The following is a 24,357-nucleotide window of genomic DNA, read 5'->3' as shown; positions in this document are numbered from 1 at the left end:
TAGATATCTTCAAAAGAGGTAAGAGAATGTCTCATTCTGGGCAAAATGATAAGAGAGCATCTTTTGCATTCTTATTGAAGAAGCAAGAAAAGAGAGAAAAAAGAAAAGAAGAAAAATGGGTGGAAAAGAAAATTAGGGGGTAATTTATTGTGAAGGTTCTTGTGATTAACTGTGGGAGTTCCTCGCTGAAGTATCAATTGCTTGATATGGATACCAAGACTCCTATCGCCAAAGGTTTAGTTGAACGGATTGGACTTCCCGGGGCAGTCTTAACTCATCGCCCGGCTTCTGGCGAAAAGGAAATTATCACTGCGGAAATTCCCAATCATACGGTAGCCATACAATTAGTATTAGACGCTTTAGTAAATCCTGAATATGGGGTACTAAAAAGCCTAGATGAAATCGGTGCTGTGGGTCATCGTGTGGTCCATGGCGGTGAGAAATTCGCCAGCTCCGTGCTAATTGATGATGAAGTTATGCAGGCCATTGAGGAGTGCATTGAATTAGCGCCTCTTCATAATCCTCCTAATATCGCAGGCATTGAAGCGTGTCAAAAACTTATGCCCGGTGTACCTCAAGTCGCAGTTTTTGATACAGCCTTTCATCAAACCATGCCTCCCCATGCCTATCTCTACGGCTTGCCCTATGAACTTTATGAAAAATATAAAATCAGAAAATATGGTTTCCATGGAACGTCTCATAAATATGTAAGCCAACGCGCTGCGGAACTCTTGGGTCGCCCTATCGAAGGCTTGAAGCTGATTAGCTGCCATTTGGGCAATGGCTCTTCCCTCACTGCTATTAAAGATGGAAAATCCATCGAAACCTCCATGGGCTTTACTCCCTTGGAAGGACTTATGATGGGGACTCGCTCCGGTGACTTAGACCCTTCAATCGTATCGTTCATTCAACAGAAGGAAAATCTATCCTCTGATGAAGTGAATGAGTTCCTTAATAAGAAGAGCGGAGTCTTAGGACTTTCTGGAGTGAGCAGTGATTTTCGGGATATTGAGCAAGCTCGTGATCAAGGAAATTACCGTGCCGGCTTAGCCTTACAAGTTTTTGCTCATGATGTAAAAAAATATATTGGATCCTATGCAGCAGTATTAGACGGTGCAGATGCTATCATCTTTACAGCTGGCCTAGGCGAAAACTCAGCCGAAATGCGGGCAACGGTTGTGGATGGCTTGGATTACCTTGGTGCAACCCTTGATCCGGAAAAGAATAAAACCCGCGGTCAAGAGCTCGACATCTCCATGCCTGAGGCAACCTGTCGAGTGCTCGTTATTCCTACCAACGAAGAATTGATGATTGCTTTAGATACTTTAGATATTGTAAGTAAGGGTTAAGGAGTTTTCCTTGACAAAGAAAATCGAGCCAACTATAATAATGGTTGTGTATTGGAGTGGTCATTGTGATAATTAATGTCGCTCAAGTTCGCCGTGATGAAAATGGAACTGCTCACTTTGATTTAAAAGAGGATTTTTCTGCTTTTGAATCAGAGCTTGAGGGGATTACGTTTGTCGCTCCTGTGCACGTTCAACTTCAGGTGAACAATACGGGGGATTCTTTGCTTGTCCAAGGTACGATTGATGCTGAGGTTAATGCTCAATGTGGTCGTTGCCTGGAACCTTTTCATTATATGATTCATCAGGACTATGAAGATGAGTGGGTATATGCACCCCAAGCAAGATCAGAGCAAGAGGAGACTGTACTGGTTTTCGATAAGGATGAGGTCGAACTCAGTGAGCGCATTCTTGAGCAAATCGTGTTGGCCTTACCGATGAGGTTTATCTGTTCTTCTGAGTGTAAGGGGCTGTGCCCTGTTTGCGGTGTGAACCACAATCTTCAATCTTGTGACTGTGATCAAGATCAGGTGGATCCCCGACTTGCAGCATTAGCCAGCTGGCCTCGTGAAGATTAATTATTCGAAAGTTAAAAGGGGGTGTAATCCATGGGTGTTGGTCAACATCGCCAATCCAAATCTAGAGTTCGTAAACGTCGGGCAATGTGGAAGTTAACAGCTCCAAACCACATTGAATGCCCCCAATGTCATAAACCTACATTACCACATCATATTTGCCCAAGCTGCGGCTTTTATAAAGCTAAGGAAGTAGTTTCGATGGGTGAGTAATCACAACGAGAGAGAAGCCGTGAGGCTTCTTTTTTTGTGCATTCAGAGAGTGCGATCAAAAAAGCAACGTATTAACCATTGTGAGGTTTATACGTTGCTTTCGTTTCATATTTAGGAGGAGATGAGACAAGAGTCGTCGGAGAGTATAGCTTGGCCGAGGCAAGTTTTATCTAGTGCTTACTCGACCCAAATAATAGCACCCGCACCCTGTGTCAGACCGCCGCAAATCGCACAAGCTGCATACCCGCCGCCGGTTTCTTTGAGATGATAGGCAGCCGTCATCATAATACGTGCTCCACTTGCGGTGTTGGGATGACCAACAGCAATTGCGCTCCCATTGGGATTAAGCTTTTCCTTAAGCTCTTGATAGCGGGTAGGATCATGATCCAAGATGGGCTGGGTTGAGGCCTCTTTGACCATCGCCTGATAGTCACTTTTTAAGAAGCGCTCATTAGCTAAGAGTTTCAAGGAAACCAACGGGACACAAGCAAAGGCTTCATTGATTTCAATTACTTGAATGTCATTCATGGTTAGGTTGGCTTCATCCAGACATTTTTTAATGGCGAAAGCAGGGGAAACAGGCATAATCCTTGGCTGCAAGGCGATGGCCGAGATCCCGACTAGGGTATAGAGAATAGGCAACCCCAATTGTTCGGCATTTTCTCTGGTGGTAATGATTTGAGCGGTAGCCCCGTCATTCATACCTGGGGCATTACCGGCTGTACAAGTCGGGTTGTCGAAAATAGGCTTTAATTTGGCGAGATTCTCGATACTAATATCGGACCGGAATTGCTCATCAATATCTAAAACTTTTGAGGAAACTACCTTTCCTTTACGATCTTTTTGGGTGATTTCGAGAGGCTGCATTTCATTTTTGAAGAATTCACGCTTCCAGGCTTTGTCGTATTTATGGTGGCTGGCCAGAGCTAGTTCGTCCTGTTCTTCCCGGGATACCCCGTACTCCAGGGCGACGTTGCCGGAATCGACAGCGACAGGGGCGTAATCCTTATAGCCCAGGGGGATAATCGGATCTTCAACCATGAAGGAAGAGTGCTTCTTGCCTTCCCAGCGAATGTCGCGGAGTAAAAAGGGGATCGTGCTGAAACTGGTTGAACCCCCGGTCATGACAATTTTGGCTTCCCCGAGTTTGATGCTCCGAGCTCCGTATTTAACGGTACTGAGGGCTGAGGTGCAGGCTTGGTCGAAGGCAATGGACGGAGTCTCGGGTGAGATGCCGGCCTTCAGCATGGTCTGACGGGCGACGACGGGTGTGAAGGGATCTTTGGTGCTGCTGGTATCGCCATTGCCCCACCATACTTCATCGATAAGCGCCGGATCCAGGTTGATTTTAGCCATGGCATTTCTCATGGCAATGGCTCCCAATTCGTACACATCAATATTCTTCAGTGAGCCTCCGAATTTGCCGAAAGGAGTCCGCACGGCGCTGACACAAACGATATCGTCCTTACTTTTTATAAAGCTCATATTGATTCACCTCCTGATTTTATATAGCGCGACCGTATACGGCCCGATATTCCTCTTTAAGCTGTTCGCGGAAATTGGGATGGGCGATGCTGATTAGCGCCGCAGCTCTTTCACTTTCTGATTTGCAGTATAGATTGACAGCGCCATACTCTGTAACAACCCAACGAACATCATTACGCGTTGTCGTTATAGGAGTTCCGGGTTTTAACTGACAGGAAATCCGGGAGATTGTTCCGTTTTTAGCGGAGGACTGAAGAACGATAATCGCTCGGCCATTCTTGGCCGCCCCCGCTCCGCGTATAAAATCTAACTGTCCGCCGATGCCACTGTACTGCTTAGTACCGATGGCTTCAGCACAAACTTGACCGCCTAAGTCAATTTCTAAAGCAGAATTGATGGCGACCATATTATCGTGTTGGGCGATGATGCACGGATTATTAACATAATCTACCGTGCGAAACTCAAACAGGGGATTGTTGTGGATGTATTCATAGACTTTCTTTGTTCCTTGGGCAAAGGCAACCACAATTTTTCCGGGATTGATGGTTTTCTTAGAGCCATTCACGATTCCGGCTTCAATCAGTTCAATCAGACCATCGGAGAACATTTCTGTGTGAATGCCGAGATCTTTCTTGTCCTTGAGGTAATAAAGAATGGCATCGGGAATCGTTCCGGCGCCCATTTGGAGTGTATCGCCGTCTTTAATCAGCGATGCAACGTGGCGGCCGATGGCTTGTGTAACGTCATCCATAGCGGCAAAACGGGTAAGTTCGAGAATTGGTCCATCGTTTTCAACAATATAATCGAGATCATTGACATGGACGAGGGTATCGCCATAGGTTCGAGGAACATTGGGATTAACCTCAGCAATGACTGTCTTAGCGCAATTTACCAGTTCCTTGGAGTGATCCACCGACATGCCCAGACTACAGTACCCATGCTCATCCGGAGGGCTAACCATAGTAATAAAGACATCAGAGCCTAAGTGACCTTCGCGAAAAGCCCGTGGGAACTCATGGAACATCAGTGTGAAAAAAGTTCCACGGTTATCCCACACTGATTTTCTGGTATTGGCACCGAGGAACATGGATTTCAAAATAAAATGACCTTCCATTTCAGGTTTGCAGTAAGGCGAACTGCCAAGGGCCACCCCTTGAATAATGGTGACATTCTCTAATTCGTGGTAACGTTTCACGAGAGCATTGACAAGCAGCTCCGATTCGCTTGCTGCATGGCCGGGTATAACAGAATCGCCTGATTTTACAACTTTTACTGCTTCATCAGCGGTTGTCAAGCGGCTCTTGTACGTTTCTCTCCAATCCATTGGGAAGACGCTCCTTTCAAGAACAAGATTTTTGACTTCTCTATACTTTCAAAGCAAATATCATGCCAAAAAATCTGTTTGCAGTAAAAACCTCGATTTAGACACTTACAAACTGCGGTTTGTACACAGGACTAACCGTTAGAGGGGATATAATCTTCCTTGGGAGGAAGTTGTGTTCAACTAGAGACCGTTATCGCAGAATTAGCATATATAGTAAAAGCACAACATTTATTGTTGTGCTTTTACTATATATATAAATATTGCAACGTGCTGGGGTTTTAAAGTGTTGTCCAATGGTGAATAATAACCTATAATTATCTTTGCTTAATAGTTTTTGTCTAAAAACGCTTTTAAGAATAAAGAAGGTGAAAAAATGATCGAGACAAATAGTTCTCTCCAAAATGACCCCTATTCCCTTGAAGAAGTCATGGACAATTCCTATGATTCGATCTTTGTTACCGATGCTTCCGGTAATATCTTAATGGCTAATCCCACAGCAGAACGGCTTTTGAATTTGCCAATGTCCAAAATGGCGGGTAAAAATATTAGAGAACTGGTTGAAGACGGGTATTGGGATAAATCAATTGCTCTAGAAGCCATCGAGAAAAAGATGACCGTGACCGGATTGATTAAAACCTGGGACAGCCGAAATCTGATGTGCACCAGCCGACCCTTGTTTGATGACCAGGGTCATATTACAATGGTGATCAGCAATAGCCGTGACCAAGATACACTTGTCAAATTAGCTCAAACCCTGGACAAAGAACGAGAACTCGTTCAACGTTATAAAGATGAAGTTCAGTACTTAAGAGAACAGGGATTGGGAAAAGCACATTTGGTTGCTGAGAGTCAGGCCATGAAAAATTTGCTGCTAGAGGCGAATTCCATCGGCCTCACTGATACTTCTGTTCTCCTATCCGGTGAATCCGGTACAGGTAAAGAAGTACTGGCAAAATATCTCTATAGTATTAGTCGACGCTCAAAAGAAGCTTTTATCACGGTAAATTGTTCGGCGATTCCGGAAAGCTTAATGGAAGCTGAATTATTTGGCTATGAAAAGGGCTCGTTTACAGGTGCGGATGCCAAGGGCAAAGCGGGGCTATTTGAGCTAGCCGATAAGGGTACCATCTTTCTCGATGAGATCGGTGAGATGCCGTTGCTCCTTCAGTCCAAATTGTTACGAGTTCTAGAGGATGGCGAAGTGAGAAGAATAGGGGGAACTACGGAAAGAAAAGTAAATTTCCGCTTAATTTGTGCCACCAATCGTGATTTGAAGATGATGGTAGAGCATAAAACCTTCCGGGAAGATCTCTATTATCGGATTAATGTCGTTCCTCTTCATTTGACTCCTCTGCGTGAACGTCCCGAGGATATTATGGCGATGAGCAATATCTTCTTGGAGAAGTTAAACAAAAAGTATGGGCTGGATAAGGTGTTCGCTGCGGAAACCCTGCAAGGATTTCTGAATTATAGCTGGCCGGGAAATGTGCGCGAACTACGCAATTTAATTGAGCGGTTGGCGATCACAACCAGGGATAAGGTGATTGACTATCAAGTTGAGGAAATAAATAGTTTAGCACAGCATACTCCAGCAGCTGCTGCGACTGGAGCTAACGATAGCCGTGACCAGAGTGAGAACTTTAGTATCACCGTAAAGTCAAAAGCTCCCTTAAAAAAAATCATGGATCAGATTGAACAGGAATATATCAAAAATATCTTGCATCAGTGTAATGGCTGTGTAAGTGAAGCTGCGAGGATCTTGCGCATTGACCGCTCCGCTATCTACAGAAAGATTCAGGTCGTTAATCTGCGGGATCAGGAATTAAGGCCAATGTAAAATCTAGCTAAAACTACAATAAGCGGTATCACATGACTACTTGCCTGTAGTCTGCGATACCGCTTATTTATGCATTTCCTTACGCACTACCTAGAGTCTTTATAAAACTCAATAAATTGCTGAATCATAGGGTTGTCTTTATTGTCTCTGTGGATCAATATGCCAATCTGGCAGTTGATTTTATCCCGAATGGGGGTCGTAACCAAGCCTTCTAAAACCTTCGGAAAAAACTTAGCATGTCTGGCGGCGCCTAAGGTGATGTGCTGGCCCTTCTGTAAAATATCATAAAAAGTAAATAAGTTGCTAACAGCGAACTTAATGTTGTCTAAGCCATACTTGGTAAATAGGTCTTCAAAAGGTGAGGGAGACAGGTTGGTAGGTTTATAGACGATCAACTGTTCCTTGCTTAACGCTTTAAGAGAAATGCTTTTAAAGCATTGCTTGGCAAATCGACTATCCTTATGAGAATACACCACGAATTTGAGATTTCTCATCGGGAAGTAGCACAGTTCATCGGTTATTAAATCATTATATAAATCATCAATCAACATGACAATTCCCACATAGTCCTGATTTTTATAGATTTGATTGATAATTTCCGGCATGCCCATTTCTTGATAACTGATCTTAATATTAGGATATTCGCTGGTAAATTTACTAATTACATTAGAATTGCTATCCCCGGCGATATTTGCCGGACAAAGAATGGTTAAATTGCCTTGCCTTTCGGGACGTGTCTTATTGTCATCGGCAAAAATTCGGAACATCTTCTTTTGATCATTCATCACGTTTTGAGCCCATGCCAATACTTGTTTTCCATGTTCTGTGAGCGTAACTCCACGATTAGTCCTTTTCAATAGCTCGGTATTAAAATACCGTTCAGTGGCTGCCATCATCTTGCTCAAATTTGCTTGGGTAAGGTGAAGGTTTTTACTAGCTTTGTTGATCGACTGACAGCGAGCAACTTCGATGAAATATCGCAAGTATTCAATTCTCATATAAGAACCTCCAATTACGACAAGTAGAGCATCTCTGCGCCTTATAAGCTTATTCTATCAGAATGTAATGGTTATAACAATTTAAATATAACCAAACCAATTTTCACAACTAATTCATGGCTACACACCAAAAAAGCTGTGGTATATAGTTTCATTAGTGGGACAAATCGAAATATATATTCATAAGCTAAGGAGGTTTATTATGAAACCAAAAGTATTAACAGAGAAAGTAATTGTCCTCGGCGTCGATGGCTTTGACCCTAGACTAGCCAAGAAGTTTATGGAACAAGGGAAAATGCCTGCCTTGAAACAATTCACACTCAAAGGGTCTGCCAGAGAAGACCTAGTACTCCTAGGAGCAATGCCAACAGTGACACCTCCACTTTGGACAACCTTGGCCACAGGCGCTAATCCCGGAACCCATGGCATAACCTGTTTTTTTGCATCCGATTCTGTGAATATAGACACAATGTACTATAATTTGGATTCCCGCAAATCAAAAGCAGAACCTTTGTGGAACGTCTTTGCTGAAGAAGCCGGAAAGAAGACCTTAGTCTGGCACTGGCCAGGATCATCTTGGCCCCCGACTTCTGATAGTCCTAACCTTCATGTTGTTGACGGCACCCAGCCTTCAGGTATCAATAACGGCATCCCTTTTTTAGATCTCTTGAAAGTGATCACCGGCTCAGAGAAAATCACCTCCAGCCAATACTTGCCTAATACCTCTCATGTGGCCCCGGGCCAAGGCTGTATTATTGACAATGCTGCCGACTTAATGGAAGAAGGAGCGCAGGCGGAGACATCCGTATTTCGTAAAGTCATCGCTGCTGGTAATAATGCCAAAGGCTTTCAATTCAGCATTACCGAGCAAGACGAGTGCGAAATTGAAGCCCTGGGCAATATGATCTGCGATACCATCAAAGCAGCGATTAAACCTGCCGAAGGCTGGGCACAGGCACCGGCCCAGGCCAAAGAATTCACTTTCTTTGTATCTAACGGTTTAGAACGACGCCAGGCCTTAATCCTGCCCAATGAACAAGGGATCTATGATACGATTCAGTTCTATAAATCCAAAAAGGTTAGTGATCCCTATCTGACCCTGAAAAAAGGAGAGATCCGCTTTGATGTCAGCGACACCGTCAAAAATGATCAGGGTCATGACGTCCTCTGCAACCGCAATTATCAGTTGCTGGATCTTGACGAGGACGGTTCGAAATTCAATATCATTATCAACAATGCTTCTCAGGTTGGTCGAGATGATTACTTTCATCCGAAAAGCTTATATAAGGACGTAGTCGAAAACATTGGCAATGTTCCGGTGAATTTCCGGGTCAATGGTTCCAACGAAATACTGGTGCGAGAAACCATGCTCCCCTCTTGGGAAAATTACTGCAATTGGCAGGCTAAGTGTCTGACCTATTTTATGAAGAATAATAAGTACGATATTATATTCTCCCATCTGCATAACTTGGACGGAGTAGGACATTATTTCTGGCATTACGCTTGTAACCAGGAAGAATGGAAGGACAATAATGAGCTTGCTTACCAGCAATTCCAGGAAGAAGCTTACTGCCAAACAGACCGCTATCTAAGCAAGTTTCTACCTTTCCTTGATCAAGGCTGGACTATTATCATTACCTCCGACCATGGTTTGCTGACTCAAGAATATCATGGTGTGATCCTCGGTGAGATTCACGGCGTGAATGTTCCCGTAATGGCTGATTTAGGGTATACTGTCATGGTTAAAGACGAAAACGGCAACGCTACCAAAGAAATCGACTGGTCCCAAACCAGAGCCATCGCCATCCGCGGTGATCATATCTATATCAATCTCAAGGGAAGAAACCCTCATGGTATTGTTGAACCAGCTGACAAGTATGAACTGGAAACCCAGATTATTTCTGATTTATATAACTATCGCGACCCCCATAGCGGCCGCCGAGCTATTTCCGTAGCAGTACGCAATAAAGACGCGGTGCACTTTGGCATGGGTGGGGAAGAATGCGGCGATATCGTTTATTTCACGGAAGAAGGCTTTAATAAAATTCACGCTGACTCACTTTCGACCCAATGGGGATATGCCGATACTTCCGTTTCGCCGATCTTCGTAGCTGCGGGCCCCGGCATCAAAGAAAACTGTGTTACGAAACGTGTGATTAGACAGGCAGATGTCGCTCCCACTATTGCAGCAATTACTGGGGTGAGGGTGCCTGCTCAATGCGAGGGTGCCCCTGTATATCAAATTATAGCTGACTAAAACCAAAAGCCGGGATCTGTGCCGCCCTATAGCACAGATCCCAAAACCACACTTCGCCGGTGCAGTTAAAGCAGCAGCCTCAACCGGAGGGCAGATAATGCCACCTGTAATGGGAGGGGCAGCTTTTGTGATGGCAGAAGACATAAGGAGAGTTCATATGAAAACGTTAACGAAAAATGTCAAGGGTTCCATAGGGATAGTAATAATTGGCTTAATATATTTATATGAAGCATTAAAACTTCCCTTAGGCTCGTTACGTGCGCCTGATTCGGGACTGCTACCGTTAATATTTGTTTCTGCCTTAATCGGTTTTTGCCTTTTGCAAATTGTTATAGATTTTTTACCGAAAAAACAAGGTCATGAAAAGAAGGTGGATGAGGAAACTACCGACCCTAAGAAGCCAATAATTATTATCGTAGCTCTTTGCGTATTTTGCCTTGTTTTAAATAAATTGGGATTTATACTTTCAGCCATCCCGCTTACATTCGTTGCTCTACGTGTTATGCAGTATAAATCCAGAGGGGTTTCTCTTGTTGTGTCAGTGATCGTAACATTAATCATCTATTTGGTGTTTTCAGAATTGCTTGGTGTATATCTACCACCTGGAATATTAGGTTAAGGGAGGTGAATAGCTGTGGAAGGATTGTTACAGGGCTTTGCAAGTGTCTTAACTCCGATGAATCTCACTTTTGCTTTTATCGGTTGTTTTTTAGGAACAATAGTTGGAGTACTTCCGGGAATAGGACCGGTCGGCGCTATGGCGTTACTCTTAGGAGCGACCTATAGCTTACCGGTAGACACTGCTCTAATTATGTTTGCCGGTATTTATTATGGTTCTATGTATGGCGGCTCAACTACCTCAATCTTGCTTAAAATTCCAGGAGAATCAAGCTCAGTAGTTACTGTTATCGATGGTCATCAGATGGCTCTTAAGGGACGTGGCGGGGCAGCCCTGGCTATTTCAGCCGTTGGCTCCTTTGTTGCAGGAACAATAGGTTTAATATTACTGAGTCTTCTGGCGCCTCACTTGGCGGGAGCGGCTGTGAAATTTGGGCCGGCCGAATACTTTGCCATAGCTGTATTTGGGTTAGTCATGTTATCACAGTTAAGTGAACAAGGATTTATTAAATCGATGATTATGGTGGGATTAGGTTTATTAATTGGGACTGTTGGTATAGATCAAATGAGTGGGTATAGTCGTTTCACATTTGGAATTGTTCAATTACAAAGCGGCATGGATTTTATTGCCTTGGCGATGGGCTTATACGGAATAGCAGAGATGCTTCATTTGGCAGAAGAAAAAATAACCCAAAAAGTCGATGTTGAAAAAGTAAAAATGAAGGATTTACTACCTACTCGTACTGAAGCAAAGCGTTCTGTAGGCCCGACACTTAGGGCGTCAATATTAGGTTTCTTTGTCGGCTTGATACCGGGACCAGCGGCTGTAATTTCTACTTTTTCCTCTTATATTTTAGAAAAGAAAATCAGTAAACACCCTGAAGAGTTTGGTAAAGGAGCGCCTGAGGGGGTAGCAGGGCCGGAATCAGCTAATAACGCCGCAGCTGTAGGTGCTTTTGTACCTTTATTATCACTAGGGATACCTTTTGCGCCAGGTACTGTTTTATTATTGGCGGCTATGCTGGTTCATGACGTGGTTCCTGGTCCTCTCTTGATCAGGGATAATCCGGATATATTCTGGGGTGTCATCGCCTCTATGTATATTGGTAACTGTATACTGTTGGTCCTTAATTTGCCTCTGATTAATCTTCTTACCCGCCTTCTCAGGGTACCGGCTAATTTACTAATGCCAATCATTGTCCTCTTGTGTATCGTTGGAGCTTTTGCAGTTAACAATTCTACTACGGAGATTATAGTTATGATTGTGGCCGGTGTAGCAGGCTATATTTTTAATAAACTTGATTTTCCAATTGCGCCTCTTCTTTTGGCTTTGGTACTCGGACCCATGTTAGAATCATCCTTCATCGGAGCGCTAATGATCTCGCAAGGGAGTTTGGATATTTTTGTAACACGGCCTTTGTCAGGCGCTATCTTTACGATAACCGGTCTAGTGATTATTTTGCCATTACTAATCAAAGCTGTTAAAAAATTTAGGAAGGGAAGAATTGACACGGCTTTGTGAAAAACTTCCCTCAGCCTTGAAAGAGATAAAAAAGACCGATCGAGACAATTTGCTTAGAGTACGTGGAAAAGGAGGTGAAGTATTTTCAGATAATGATGTTTATCACTGATTCCTTGCTCTTTTTGTGAATGAGAAATGAGGTCGAAAGGATGGGAAAAACAATGAAAAAAGGAAAAATGTTTTACCTATGTGTAGCTACATTGCTAATTATGGTATCTGTAACTCTTGCGGGATGTAGTAATGGGGCGACTTCCAAAGGAGGAACTGATCCCAAAGAAGGAGCGGTAGTATCAAGCTATCCAGAAAAACCGATCAATTGGTATGTTGGGGTTATGGCTGGAACTTCAATTGACACCAGTGCAAGAAAACTAGCGGTTTTATTAGAAAAAGAACTTGGCCAACCCGTTACCGTAATTAATGTTGAGGGTGGCGGCCAAAACATAATGTATACGAAGGTTAAAGGTGAAAAACCTGATGGCTATACTATATTTAGTCAACAAAGTATCATGCCTATGAATTATGGAATGGGGACCTCGGATATTACCTATCAAGATTTTGATAATCTCTGTAGTTTCATAGCCTCTGATCCCGCACTGATGGTAAGAAGGGATTCTCCATTTAAAACTATGGATGACTTTATTAAAGCTGCTCAAGAAAATCCTGGTAAAGTTTCGGTTGGTTTAGGTTCGGCAACAAGCCCATGGTTGACAACAATCGATTCGATGCATAGAGATCTCGGTCTAACGGTCAATGTTGTTAAAGCAAGTAAAGGTGCTGTAGAATCTACCCAACAGCTGCTCGGTGGTCATATCGATACGATGATGAATGTTATGACTGCTTCACCTGGTCTTATTGAATCAGGGGACGTACGGGTACTTGCCCTTGATGCTGATGAAAGGCATCCGGTATATCCTGATGTTCCCTTGTTTAAGGAATACGGTATTAATGATTTTAACCATTTAGTTACAGGAGTTTCGGCACCGAAGGGATTGCCGCAAGATGTTAAGGAGAAGCTGAATAAAGCATTCGCCAAAATATTAGAAGACCCAACTTGGAAAGAATTTGTCAATACTTCGTTAAATGCTGAGTTTTATTTAACTGGTGACGAATATGATGCGTTCTTAGAAAAAGAGCATAATACCAAGCTAGAGGGCCTCAAAAAGGTTGGACTTTATAAGAGAAAAGACTGATGGCTAAGGCTGTTAGCCGCTTTTAAAAAGGGGGACCAAAGGGTTGCTTAGAAATAACGTTTTTAAGCAGCCCTTAATTATTGGGGTTAAATAGCATAGTTGCAAAAATGCTACATATTGAAGCTTTGCAATACACCATATTGTGATTCTACGACATATTTTAGATGCTTTTACCTAAAGAGTTAAAAAACTATGAGGCACAGTCACTTTTCATAACTTGGCACGCATTTTGCTTGTATTATAATCCATAATTCCAAAAAGATAGGATCTCAAAACGGAAAATGTACGAAGAGGAAGGTGTTTATTCATGACAAAGTTTGCGGGAAGAGTTGCCGTAATTACCGGTGGAGCTCAAGGTATCGGCGCGGCTATTGTGAGAAAGTTTTACGCCGATGGGGCAAAGGTAGCGATAATCGATATCAATGGGTCCGGAGCTCAACAATTGGCCATGGAACTTGATCCCAGCGGTGCTAAGGTGATTGGCCTAGGGTGTAATATCGTTAATCGCTCCGAGGTGGAAACGGTTTTTGGCGAGATTGTTGCCAAGCTTGGTACGGTAGATATCCTCGTTAATAATGCCGGAGTAACCCGGGATGCCATCTTTCATAAAATGACGGAAAAACAATGGGATGATGTGATTGCCGTTAATGGCAAGGGGTTATTCAATTGTACCCAAGTAGCTTGGATGATTATGAGAGAGAAGAAATACGGAAAGATTTGTAATCTATCCTCCACGAATTCTAGTGGCGAGGCCGGGCAGGCTAATTATTCTTTTACCAAGGCCGGAATTATCGGAATGACCAAGAGTCTGGCCAGAGAAGGGGGAAGATATAACATCAATGTGAACTGTGTACGCCCCGGTGTGGTTGATACAGAGATGATGCGGGCTGTGCCGGAGAATATGCTTGAGGACTTTGTCGGCAAAACCGCCTTTAAGAGAATGGGGAAACCTTCGGAAGTCGCTGATGTTATCGCCTATTTGTGCAGTGAAGAGGCTTCCTGGGTCACAGGTGAGGAGCTTCTAGTAGCAGGCGGCTTTATGTATAGATAAGGCAAAGGCTTAATCGGCAGGCATCGGTAGAACAACGATGAGGAGGAAGAGATATGCAAGAAGTTGTGATCGTCAGTGCGGTTCGTACTCCCATTGGTTCATTCGGAGGCGCACTAAAAGGGTATGGGGCTGTTAATCTAGGAGCTCTGGTGATTAAGGAAGCGGTGCATAGAGCGGGTATTCAGGGAGAGCAAGTGGATGAAGTTATCATGGGCAATGTTCTGCAAGCCGGACTTGGTCAGAATCCTGCCCGGCAAGCTTCCTTAAAAGCGGGATTACCTGTGGAAACGACAGCGCAAACCATCAATGTAGTTTGCGGTTCTGGCCTAAAGTCGATAGTTTTAGCCGCCCAGGCCATAATGGCAGGTGATGCCGAGATCGTTGTGGCGGGAGGAATGGAAAGCATGTCAGATGCCCCCTTTGTCTTGGATCAGGCTAGATGGGGCCAACGCATGGGCAACGGAACTGTGGTAGACAGCTTGCTTAAGGATGGTCTGTGGTGTGCTCTCAACGATTATCATATGGGTATCACAGCCGAAAATGTGGCTGAAGAATTCGGGATCAGCCGCGCTGAGCAGGATGAGTTTGCGGCCAGGAGCCAGAAAAATGCCGTAGCGGCTATTGATAGGGGAAGCTTTCGAGAGGAAATCATCCCGGTGGTGATTCCCCAGAGAAAAGGTGAACCGGTTATTTTCGATATTGATGAATATCCTCGTGGTGGTACCACGGTGGAGACTTTGGGGAAATTAAAACCCGCCTTTAAAGCAGACGGTACGGTTACTGCCGGCAATTCCTCCGGCATCAATGATGCCGCGGCGGCTTGTGTACTAATGCTTAAAGAAAAGGCGGACTCATTGGGACTTCCTTATCTGGCGACTATAAGAGGCTATGCGATGGCAGGAGTGGACCCGGCTATTATGGGTGTCGGGCCGGTCACTGCCGTAAAAAAGGCCTTGAAGAGGGCAGACATTGCGCTGGAGCAGCTTGATTTGATTGAGGCCAATGAAGCCTTTGCCGCACAAACCCTAGCCGTGGCCAAGGAGCTGGGTTTTCCTAAATCAAAAGTGAATGTCAACGGAGGCGCCATAGCGTTGGGGCATCCAATCGGGGCAAGCGGAACCCGTATCCTTGTTACGTTGCTGCACGAAATGAAGAAAAGAAACGACAAATTCGGTCTGGCCACCCTTTGTATCGGTGGTGGGCAGGGTATAGCCGTCGTCGTTGAGCGCTAACCCATTAAAGGATTCCCCATTCAGCAGTTCGCGATAGCGATATTGTCCTTACTCAGCCATCTCGTTTACATAGATAGATGACGTTCTAGGACTATATGATCCAGCCAGTGCCTAAAGTGCAAAAGTAAAGCCCCCAGAATCTGGGGGCTTTACTACATCCTTCAGGCGATTGGTCCAAGATCAATCGTTGATATCCGTAAATATCCGCATGAAATTTGTAAGATACAGCGGGTAGTAATTTCGCTTTTTGTGAATAAAGCATATATCTAAGGAGACTTGGAAATCGTCCAACGGAATTATTTTGATTTTAGAGCTTTCCCTTAACCCAGATGCACTAATAAAGGTTTCAGGCATTATGGCAATTCCTAGATTTGATTCTACTAATTTGATAGAGGTTTCATAGGTGTCGGTAGAATAGATCCCATCATTCTTTACGAGATCTCCTAAAAAGCTATCAATTTCTTCGCGATAAATCCCTTGACGACGTAAAATTATTCTTTCATTGAATAGTTGACTGAAAGAAATTTTATCATATTTTGCCAAAGGATGATTATATGATGCAATCGCCACAGAACTAGCATTGAATAATGCATGGTACTTAATACCCGATAATTCCATGAGTGTTTTTATCCTGCTATTTGCCGCGATTAAAGCCACATCCATGGTATCATTAAGAAGTCTCTCGATAATTTCCAATGTTCCGCTTTCAATAAGTTCAACACAAATATCAGGATAAATTTTCACGAATTCTGTCAGCTTTTTTGGAACAAAGTCAAGCCTCGTAATCGGAATAACACCAAGTTTTATCAGTCCAGATCCGGGATTAAGTATTTCCGAAATACCGACTTCTAGCTCAGTATATGCTTCGAGTATGGATTGGACTAATGGTAAAAGTTGCTTGCCTTGCTCGGTTAAGGCGACTTTTCTTCCTTGCTTCTCAAATAATGGTAATCCAATCTCTTTTTGCAATTCATGAATTTGTTGGCTTATTGAAGGTTCACTTATAAAAAGCCTGGCGGCTGCTTCTCGCATTGTTCCATACTTAACTACAGAGTCAAAATAGCGAAGCTGGCGCATTTCCACTAAATCACCTCATTTAATTGATAGTCATAACTTATCAATGATCTTTAATCGTTAATTATCATCACAGGATAACTATAGTATAATTCATTTAAAGGATAAATGGGGAAATAAGATATATGGTTTATGTGAAATCTTTTACACCGGACGAATAACTAATGGTAAACTAATGGGGTTGAACACAAATAATTGTTCGCTTGTGGACTCAAGGGAATCTCTGGCATGCTTTTTGCAATAGTATGTACATGTACAAAAAGAAAATCAGATTAATAGTTCATTAGAACTATGGGAAGGTGATATGGCTGCAGTTTAGATCCAATTATCGGACTAATTCCGAAAGCAAAGGAGGTAAGTTTTATGCACACACAACTTTTTGGTAAAGCTGTAGCTGAACTTTTCCCAGCACCTTGTAAAGGAGGTGAGAAGTAGTGAAAACTTTGCTGGCAGATCGGATAGCCGGTTCTTTTCTCATGATTATTGGTGGCTTGGCTGTTTTTGAGGCGATAAGATTATATCCTATGCATGACAAAGGTTCCATTATCGGGGATGAAACATTTATCGGATTTCTAGGGTTGGCTCTGATAATTCTCGGCTTGCTGTTTGTCTTTATGCTCAAGCCCAAGGAAGAAGAAAAAGCAGAGTTCCCAAGCGGTGAGTTGCGCAAAAAGATACTTTCAGTTATGGGACTACTGTTTACTTATTGGGCATTATTGCAGGTCATAGGCTATCCAGCCAGTACATTTCTTGTCGGTATGGGCTTGTTCCGGACGGTCGGTGATTATGGGTGGCTGCGTAGTTTTGTGTATGCGCTGATACTTATCGTTATATTTTACGGAATATTCGTGCTATGGTTGAAGACCCCATTTCCACAACCTAGAATCAATATTTTTTAATGGCAGGTAATTAAAATGGAAGCATTACAAATGTTGCTCAACGGATTCTCATTGGCTCTTGAACCGACTAATATCCTGATGGCCGCCCTCGGTGCTTTCATTGGCACGATGGTCGGCGTATTACCGGGCTTAGGACCGGCATCGGCAATTGCTATTTTGTTACCGCTGACTGCCGTCTTACCACCTACGCAGGCGATTATTATGCTGGCAGGAATCTACTATGGGGCTATGTACGGTGGCTCCTCGACGGCAATCTTGCTAAACATTCCAGGGGAAGTTGCCTCTGTGCCTACCTGTCTTGATGGTTATCCCATGGCTCAACAGGGCCGGGGAGGGCCGGCGCTGGGGATCGCAGCGATTGGCTCGTTTTTTGCCGGGATACTGGGGATAGTAGCTTTGACCTTTTTCGCTCCTCTTTTTGCTGATCAAGCGCTCAAGTTCGGGCCGCCGGAGTATTTTGCGCTGATGCTCTTAGCTTTAACTGTAGTCATAAGTTTAGGGGGAGCGTCCATAAGTAAAGCGTTAGCAATGAGCTTTTTTGGCTACCTTCTTTCCTTGATCGGAATGGGAACAATAACTAATATGCCGCGTTTAACCTTTGGCAGTACAACATTATGGGGCGGTCTGGATGTCATCAGCATAGTCATCGGTTTGTTTGCCATAAGTGAAGTGCTCAATGGGATTGAAGAGAAAAAGGTTGCCATCTCGATGGGTAATATCGGTTCGGTTTTCCCAAGTCTTAAAGATTTGCGCCAAAGTGCTATGGCGATACTTCGTGGCAGTGGTTTAGGGTTCATCATGGGCTTATTGCCCGGGTGCTCCCCGGCTGTAACAACCTTTCTGGCCTACGATTTAGAAAAGAAATGTTCCAAAACCCCGGAACGCTTTGGTAAGGGAGCTATAGAAGGTGTAGCTGCCCCTGAGTCAGCTAATAATGCCACAAGTTCGGCAGGTTTTATTCCCTTGTTTGCGCTGGGTATTCCCGCCTCACCGCCTTTGGCTGTTCTTCTAGGGGGGCTGATGATTTACGGTCTTACTCCCGGACCGATGCTATTCGAACAGAATGGTAATTTCGTCTGGGCCGTAATCGCCAGTATGTTTATCGGGAATGTTATGTGTTTGGTTCTCAATCTCCCTCTGGTTGGCCTTTGGGCTAAGTTAACACAAATACCCTATGGAATATTAGCACCGATTATCTTACTGATATCTATTGTTGGAACCTATACGATCCGTAACAATATGCTTGATGTTCTAGTCGCTCTGTTATTCGGGGTACTAGGATACTTCCTAAACAAATATAAATGGCCAGTAGTTCCCTTAATAATTTGTTATATCCTTGGTCCGGTGTTAGAGAGGTCACTTATCCAGTCGTTTGATATGGCGTTTAAAAACCCTTTTATTTTCGTTCAACGCCCTATCTCCTTAGCTCTTATCATTATGACCGTTGTCTTTGTAATTATTTCCGTTAAACTTAGGCGGCGGACCCGCGACAGCATAGTTAACTCTGGGTATGCACAGGAATAAATGAATAAATGGGAGGCTTTTAAATGAAAAAGAGTATTGTTTGTCTCATTAGCGTCTTAATCTTGGCTTTGACAGTTGTCGGGTGTTCCTCACAACCAGCCCAAAAGCCAACAGAAACAGCCAAGCAGGAAGATCCCTATCCGACCAGACAAATAGAATTAGTAGTTCCTGCTGGTCCTGGTGGTCTCACAGATCTAACCGCTCGTGCTGTTGCCGATTATGCCAGCAAAAAATGGAATCAGCCTGTTCTGGTAGTAAACAAACCAGGTGCAGGTAACGTCACCGGCTTGCAATATGGTTTATTGCAAGGTAAACCCGACGGATATACTGTAATGGCGGATAATATCGCTTCTTCCGTATTGATGGTTGCCGGAATGACCAATCCGCCGATTAAACTTGAGGATCGCATTTTTGTCTCTAAATTTGTGGAAAATCCCATGTGTTTTTCTGTAGCAGCTGATTCACCTTATAAAGACATGAAAGAGCTTGTCGAGTGGATTAAGCAAAACCCAGAAAAATTAACTCATACCAGTTTAAGTAAGACGAGCATGAATGCACTTACAGCTGCTGAATTGTGTAACGCCATTGGTGTTGATTACACGAAAACCCAACCGATTCTGGTGAAGAGCGGCAGTGAGGGAATTACCATGATTGCCGGAGGCCATGCGATTTTAGGTGACCAGTCTGTACAAGAAACTTATCCATTGGCAACAGGTGGCAAATTAAGAGTTCTGGCTGTCGCCTCCAAAGAGAGAAGCCCACTATTCCCCGATGTACCTACTTGTCAAGAGCTTGGCATAGATATTGATGTTACTTGGTATGGAGGAATAAGTTTACCCAAAAACACCCCTGATTCCATCGTCAAGAAATGGGATGCAATCATCGCTGAAATGTCTAAAGATCCAGAATTTATTGCCAAGATGAAGGAAATTCACGCCAATATCAGCTATCTGAATACGACTGACTATAACAATTCAATCAATGAACAAGTTGAACACTATACTAAACTGTTTGAATCGATTGGCGTTCGGCAGTAGCCCTTAGTAGCTCACAGTCACGCTAAATATTGACTCAATTATTTATGAGAATGGGTTTTTACGAAAATCCATTCTCATTCTCATTCTCAAAATTCCCTGATGGGAAGGAAAGACAAGCAGGGTTGGTTTTTTGATACTACCTTAAAAAAAGGCCCCAAAAAAGGATCTGTTCTAAATTGCTAGAGAAAGTGGGATTAGTAGAAATGGGATGGTTTATAAATTTAAAAACTAGCAAAAAACTTTTTATATGTTTTTTACTGATGGCCCTATTAATCCTGTCCGTTGGGCTTACCGGGGTGTTAAACCTAGTTAAAGTCAACGATAACATCAAAAGAGTTACCCAGGAAGGTATCCGCCCTATTCTGATCTTGGAAGACTTGAATAAGAACTTCGCAAAAGGTGCTGCGGAGATGGCCAACGTAATCTGGAAGAGCCAGGTTTCCGAAGACTACACAGCGCTCAGTGATTCCAGAGAGGTTATTGAGCAGTCGATAGCTGATAATGACCTACTGATTCAGCAGTATCAAATGCTTAACTTAACTGAGGAAGAAAAAGGCCTGTTAGGGGAATTTAAAAGTGAGGTTGCCGTATACCACGATTTGAGAGAAAAGGCGATTACCACAGTTGAACTAAAAAACTATGCCTTAGCCGGAGACTTTAATCAGCAAGCCACCATGCAGCAAGCTAAGGTCGAAGAACTAATCAAAAGATTGATTGGTTTTTCCTTAGAGCATAACGAAGAGCTTCAGCGTGCTTCGGAAGAGGACTTTGCCGAAGCTAGACTGATTATTACGATCCTGACTGCTTGCGGTTTCGTGCTGGCCTTGTTATTCAGCTTGCTTATCGGCAGAATTATCAGCAGACCGATTTTAGCTGCGGTTGAGCAAGCCAAATTATTTGCCCAAGGTGATTTTTCAACAGATCAACAGAAGAACTTAGTGAGAAGGAAAGACGAAATTGGCGACTTAGCCCGGGCCTATGATGATATCGACAGTAATATGAGCCGCCTCTTGGAAAAGGTTGGGACAACTGCCGAGGAGCTAAAGATAGTCGGAGCAGAGTTATTGGCTTCAGCCCAGGAACTGAACACTCAAGGTCAAAGCATCAATGTCGGATCTGAACAGATTGCGGCAGGAATGGAGGAAACGGCGGCGTCCACGGAGGAAATGCTGGCCTCAGGGACGGAGATCAGCAACGGGGCCGCAAGGCTTGCTGCGAAAGCGGCTGAGGGTAATAGGCTCGCCAAAGAAATTGAGAAGAAGGCACAGCTGATGCGTGAAAATGCTGAAGCCTCAATGGGCGCGACCCGAAGCATTTATGGACAGAAACAAGCAGAAATCATATTCGCTATTGAAAACGGTGAAGTCGTTCAGGAAATCGGGATCATGGCAGAGACCATTGCTGGTATTGCCGAGCAAACTAATCTACTGGCTTTGAACGCTGCTATCGAAGCAGCCCGAGCCGGTGAACAGGGGAGAGGCTTTGCGGTTGTCGCCGAGGAGGTACGCAAGCTCGCTGAGCAATCGGCACAAACTGTGGCTGGAATCCAGGAGGTTATCAGCAAGGTAACCCAAGCCTTTAAAAATCTTTCCCAACATTCTTCGGAAATTTTAAAATTTATCGATGAAAAGATAATTCCTGACTATGAAAAGGTAGTGCAGGCTGAAGAACAATACGCGAAGGATGCCAATACGGTGGGGGCATTGGTAGAAGACTTCGCCACGACATCAGGACAAATGCTTATATCGATTGAAGAGGTCAATAACGCCATCCAAACTGTTTCCGCTTCAGTTCAAGAAACCACGAGTAGTTCCCAAGAAATCGCTCAAAATATGCACGAGATGGCCAAGGCCATGGATCAAGTGGCTAAGATTGCCCAGGTCCAAGCAGACCATGCTATGAACCTGAATGGAATGGTCGAGAGCTTCAAATTTTAATGCCTTTTAATTGATAGACTCAGCTTATCAATCGTTCTTAATCGTTAATTATCACACCAGATTAACTATAGTATAATTTTTATAGATGAATGGGAAGCAGTAGATGAAATATCGTGAATATAATCTCTATTTCCCGAAATTTGTTCTAGGATAAGAATTTAAGACGAAAGGATGATTATGAAAATGAAGAGGAAACCTTTAACAGAAAAAATTGCTGTTATCGGAGTAGATGGTTTTGAACCAAAGCTGGCCAAGAAATACTTGGACCAAGGCAAAATGCCCAATCTGCAAAAATTCATAGAAAAGGGTTCTAGCCGCGAAGACCTGGTTTTATTGGGGGCGATGCCTACTGTGACTCCGACCCTATGGACGACGTTAGCTACCGGTGCCTACCCGGGTACCCACGGTATTACCTGCTTCTTTGGACACAATCATGGTCATTTGGATAGTTTGGTTTATAATTTGGACTCCAGGCGTTCCAAAGCCGAACCTTTGTGGAATGTTTACGCTGAAGAGGCAAACAAAAAAACCTTAGTATGGCATTGGCCGGGCAGTTCATGGCCTGCCACTTCAGATAGTCCCAATCTTCATGTTGTAGACGGTACTCAGCCCCAGACCATCAATACGGGAATTGCCGGTGTCGATATTTCCAAGATAGTAGTTGCTTCAGACAAATTTAAAGAGACACAATTTCTGCCGAATACTTCCACTATTACGCCGGGTGCCGGTTGTATCATTGAGAATGTGGAGGAACTGCTCGAAGATGATGGAGAAGTGAGTTATTTAAGAGCGGCGATCTCAAGCGGTGCCAAAATAATTAAAAATATTGTCACTTGTGAAGAAGAAAACGAGATAAATGTATTGGCCAAAATGATCGCCGATTCAGTTAAGTCACCGATCAAAGAAGCTGTGGGTTGGGCTAAAGCACCAGCCGGAGCCAAGGAATTCACAATTATCTTAGGAAAAGGCATCGAACGCCGCCCTGTCTTGCTCTTAGCAAACGAACAAGGGATTTATGACACAGTTCAAGTTTATAAATCAAAGAAAGACGCCGAGCCGATGGTGACCATTGAAGCAGGGAAATCGGTTTATGACGTGGTTGATACCATCAAGAATGATCAAGGGGAAAGCATTTTATGTAATAGGAATTACCATGTCTTAACAATTAAGCCTGACGGTACTGAAGTCACGATGCTAATAGGTATGGCCTTAGATGTGAGCCGGGATGACTTGTTTCACCCTAAGAGTTTGTACAAGGAAGTTATCGATAATATCGGATATGTTCCTAACAGACCTGTAGTGAATGGCGCTAACGAAATACTTGTCGACAAGGTATTTATCCCAACCTGGGATCATTATTCACAATGGCAGGCTGATTGCTTAACCTATTTTATGAAAAATAAGAAATATGATATCATTTATTCCCATCTACACAATGTTGATAATGGCGGCCATCTTTTCTGGCATTTTGCGAAGCACCAGGAAACGTGGAAAAACAACGAGGATGCTTACCAGAAATTTATCGAGAGAATGTATGTTCAAACCGATGAATATATAGGGAGATTCTTGTCCTTTATCGATGAAGGCTGGACCATCATTATCACCTCTGACCATGGTCTAAGTTGTCAGGAAAATCATGGTGTGGAATTAGGTGAAGCAGGTGGAATCACTACCCAGGTCATGGAAGAACTCGGTTATGCCAAAATAATTACAGATGAGGACGGCAATCACGAATTTGATTGGGCCAACACCAAAGCGGTTGCCAGCCGCGGTAATCATATATATCTCAATTTGATCGGCCGGGACGAGCACGGAATCGTTGACCCGAAAGACCAATACGATTTGGAAACCCAGATCATCTCTGATTTGTATCAATATCGGGATCACAAAACCGGCAAACGGGTTGTGGCACTGGCTATGCGCAATAAAGATGCTGTCATCATTGGCTTGAGCGGACCGGAGTGCGGGGATATCGTCTATTTCAAAGAAGAGACTTTCAATGTTATTCATGCGGACTCTTTATCAACTCAAAACGGCTATGCCGATACATCCCTCTCCCCTGTTTTTGTGGCAGCCGGGCCAGGAATTAAAGAGGGTTATAAAACAGAACGGGTTATTCGCCAAGTAGACCTCGCGCCTACCATGGCCTTTCTGAGCGGTGTTCGCTTACCGGCACAGTCTGAGGGATCACCTGTTCATCAAATTCTTACCGAAGAAATATAAAGGGCGCCGGGGTTT

19 protein-coding genes and 1 pseudogene are annotated in these 24,357 nt (G+C 43.7%); 16 read left to right on the top strand and 4 right to left on the bottom strand.

All coding sequences use genetic code 11. The features are described 5' to 3' along the window. The first annotated feature begins 149 nt into the window (after nt 1-149). The 3 genes from AAC978_RS02995 (at nt 150) to rpmF (ending at nt 2,134) form a co-directional block, all read left to right on the top strand. Nucleotides 150-1,349, top strand: a complete 1,200-nt coding sequence (locus tag AAC978_RS02995) for an acetate kinase (RefSeq protein ID WP_341546486.1) — start codon at nt 150-152, stop codon at nt 1,347-1,349. A 65-nt stretch (nt 1,350-1,414) separates the two neighbouring features. Then, a complete protein-coding gene (locus AAC978_RS02990; RefSeq protein ID WP_341546485.1) occupies nt 1,415-1,924 on the top strand; it encodes a YceD family protein in 510 nt (169 codons plus the stop codon). A 30-nt stretch (nt 1,925-1,954) separates the two neighbouring features. After that, complete coding sequence (rpmF, locus tag AAC978_RS02985) at nt 1,955-2,134, top strand: 50S ribosomal protein L32 (RefSeq protein ID WP_015263092.1); 180 nt, start codon at nt 1,955-1,957, stop codon at nt 2,132-2,134. A gap of 177 nt (nt 2,135-2,311) precedes the next feature. On the opposite strand, the gene AAC978_RS02980 is transcribed toward rpmF, so the two are convergent. Then, nucleotides 2,312-3,619, bottom strand: a complete 1,308-nt coding sequence (locus AAC978_RS02980; RefSeq protein ID WP_341546484.1) for a thiolase family protein — start codon at nt 3,617-3,619, stop codon at nt 2,312-2,314. A 19-nt stretch (nt 3,620-3,638) separates the two neighbouring features. Beyond that, on the bottom strand, nt 3,639-4,943 hold the full coding sequence (locus AAC978_RS02975) for an acetyl-CoA hydrolase/transferase family protein (protein WP_341546483.1): 1,305 nt from the start codon (nt 4,941-4,943) through the stop codon (nt 3,639-3,641). A gap of 373 nt (nt 4,944-5,316) precedes the next feature. Between AAC978_RS02975 and AAC978_RS02970 the strand changes: the two genes are divergently transcribed. Next, complete coding sequence (locus AAC978_RS02970) at nt 5,317-6,780, top strand: sigma-54 interaction domain-containing protein (protein ID WP_341546482.1); 1,464 nt, start codon at nt 5,317-5,319, stop codon at nt 6,778-6,780. A gap of 86 nt (nt 6,781-6,866) precedes the next feature. Here the strand turns inward: AAC978_RS02970 and AAC978_RS02965 are convergent, their stop codons facing one another. Beyond that, nucleotides 6,867-7,778 (bottom strand): LysR family transcriptional regulator, encoded by a 912-nt coding sequence (locus AAC978_RS02965; RefSeq protein WP_341546481.1) that lies wholly within the window; start codon nt 7,776-7,778, stop codon nt 6,867-6,869. A gap of 202 nt (nt 7,779-7,980) precedes the next feature. Here AAC978_RS02965 and AAC978_RS02960 point away from each other — a divergent pair, with 202 nt between their 5' ends. The 7 genes and pseudogenes from AAC978_RS02960 (at nt 7,981) to AAC978_RS02930 (ending at nt 15,648) form a co-directional block, all read left to right on the top strand. Further along, nucleotides 7,981-10,035 (top strand): alkaline phosphatase family protein, encoded by a 2,055-nt coding sequence (locus tag AAC978_RS02960; protein WP_341546480.1) that lies wholly within the window; start codon nt 7,981-7,983, stop codon nt 10,033-10,035. Nucleotides 10,036-10,078: 43 nt separating this feature from the next. Then, a pseudogene (locus AAC978_RS02955) lies at nt 10,079-10,178 on the top strand (TRAP transporter large permease subunit); the annotation flags it as partial. Further along, nucleotides 10,166-10,654, top strand: coding sequence for a tripartite tricarboxylate transporter TctB family protein (locus AAC978_RS02950; protein ID WP_341546643.1), 489 nt, complete (start codon nt 10,166-10,168; stop codon nt 10,652-10,654). The pseudogene AAC978_RS02955 and the gene AAC978_RS02950, both read left to right, overlap by 13 nt. 15 nt (nt 10,655-10,669) lie before the next feature. After that, nucleotides 10,670-12,175: a tripartite tricarboxylate transporter permease gene (locus tag AAC978_RS02945; RefSeq protein ID WP_341546479.1), complete on the top strand. Its 1,506-nt coding sequence runs from the start codon at nt 10,670-10,672 to the stop codon at nt 12,173-12,175. 149 nt (nt 12,176-12,324) lie between these two features. Further along, nucleotides 12,325-13,365 (top strand): tripartite tricarboxylate transporter substrate binding protein, encoded by a 1,041-nt coding sequence (locus AAC978_RS02940; RefSeq protein WP_341546478.1) that lies wholly within the window; start codon nt 12,325-12,327, stop codon nt 13,363-13,365. 307 nt (nt 13,366-13,672) lie between these two features. Continuing rightward, nucleotides 13,673-14,416, top strand: a complete 744-nt coding sequence (gene fabG, locus AAC978_RS02935) for a 3-oxoacyl-ACP reductase FabG (RefSeq protein ID WP_341546477.1) — start codon at nt 13,673-13,675, stop codon at nt 14,414-14,416. Between the two features lie 53 nt (nt 14,417-14,469). Next, nucleotides 14,470-15,648 carry an acetyl-CoA C-acetyltransferase gene (locus AAC978_RS02930; RefSeq protein WP_341546476.1) on the top strand — a complete coding sequence of 393 codons (1,179 nt, stop codon included), beginning with the start codon at nt 14,470-14,472 and terminating at the stop codon, nt 15,646-15,648. Nucleotides 15,649-15,828: 180 nt separating this feature from the next. On the opposite strand, the gene AAC978_RS02925 is transcribed toward AAC978_RS02930, so the two are convergent. Beyond that, complete coding sequence (locus tag AAC978_RS02925) at nt 15,829-16,731, bottom strand: LysR family transcriptional regulator (protein ID WP_341546475.1); 903 nt, start codon at nt 16,729-16,731, stop codon at nt 15,829-15,831. Between the two features lie 425 nt (nt 16,732-17,156). Here AAC978_RS02925 and AAC978_RS02920 point away from each other — a divergent pair, with 425 nt between their 5' ends. The 5 genes from AAC978_RS02920 (at nt 17,157) to AAC978_RS02900 (ending at nt 24,342) form a co-directional block, all read left to right on the top strand. Next, on the top strand, nt 17,157-17,621 hold the full coding sequence (locus tag AAC978_RS02920) for a tripartite tricarboxylate transporter TctB family protein (protein WP_341546474.1): 465 nt from the start codon (nt 17,157-17,159) through the stop codon (nt 17,619-17,621). A 15-nt stretch (nt 17,622-17,636) separates the two neighbouring features. After that, nucleotides 17,637-19,145 carry a tripartite tricarboxylate transporter permease gene (locus AAC978_RS02915; protein WP_341546473.1) on the top strand — a complete coding sequence of 503 codons (1,509 nt, stop codon included), beginning with the start codon at nt 17,637-17,639 and terminating at the stop codon, nt 19,143-19,145. Between the two features lie 23 nt (nt 19,146-19,168). After that, complete coding sequence (locus AAC978_RS02910; protein WP_341546472.1) at nt 19,169-20,182, top strand: tripartite tricarboxylate transporter substrate binding protein; 1,014 nt, start codon at nt 19,169-19,171, stop codon at nt 20,180-20,182. A gap of 203 nt (nt 20,183-20,385) precedes the next feature. Beyond that, nucleotides 20,386-22,119: a methyl-accepting chemotaxis protein gene (locus tag AAC978_RS02905; RefSeq protein WP_341546642.1), complete on the top strand. Its 1,734-nt coding sequence runs from the start codon at nt 20,386-20,388 to the stop codon at nt 22,117-22,119. A gap of 183 nt (nt 22,120-22,302) precedes the next feature. After that, nucleotides 22,303-24,342 (top strand): alkaline phosphatase family protein, encoded by a 2,040-nt coding sequence (locus AAC978_RS02900; RefSeq protein ID WP_341546471.1) that lies wholly within the window; start codon nt 22,303-22,305, stop codon nt 24,340-24,342. Nucleotides 24,343-24,357 lie beyond the last annotated feature (15 nt).

This window comes from Desulfitobacterium sp. THU1, assembly GCF_038181555.1.
Classification (GTDB): domain Bacteria; phylum Bacillota; class Desulfitobacteriia; order Desulfitobacteriales; family Desulfitobacteriaceae; genus Desulfitobacterium.
Note: the sequence above shows the minus strand (reverse complement) of the source record. Positions and strands in the feature narration are given on the sequence as shown.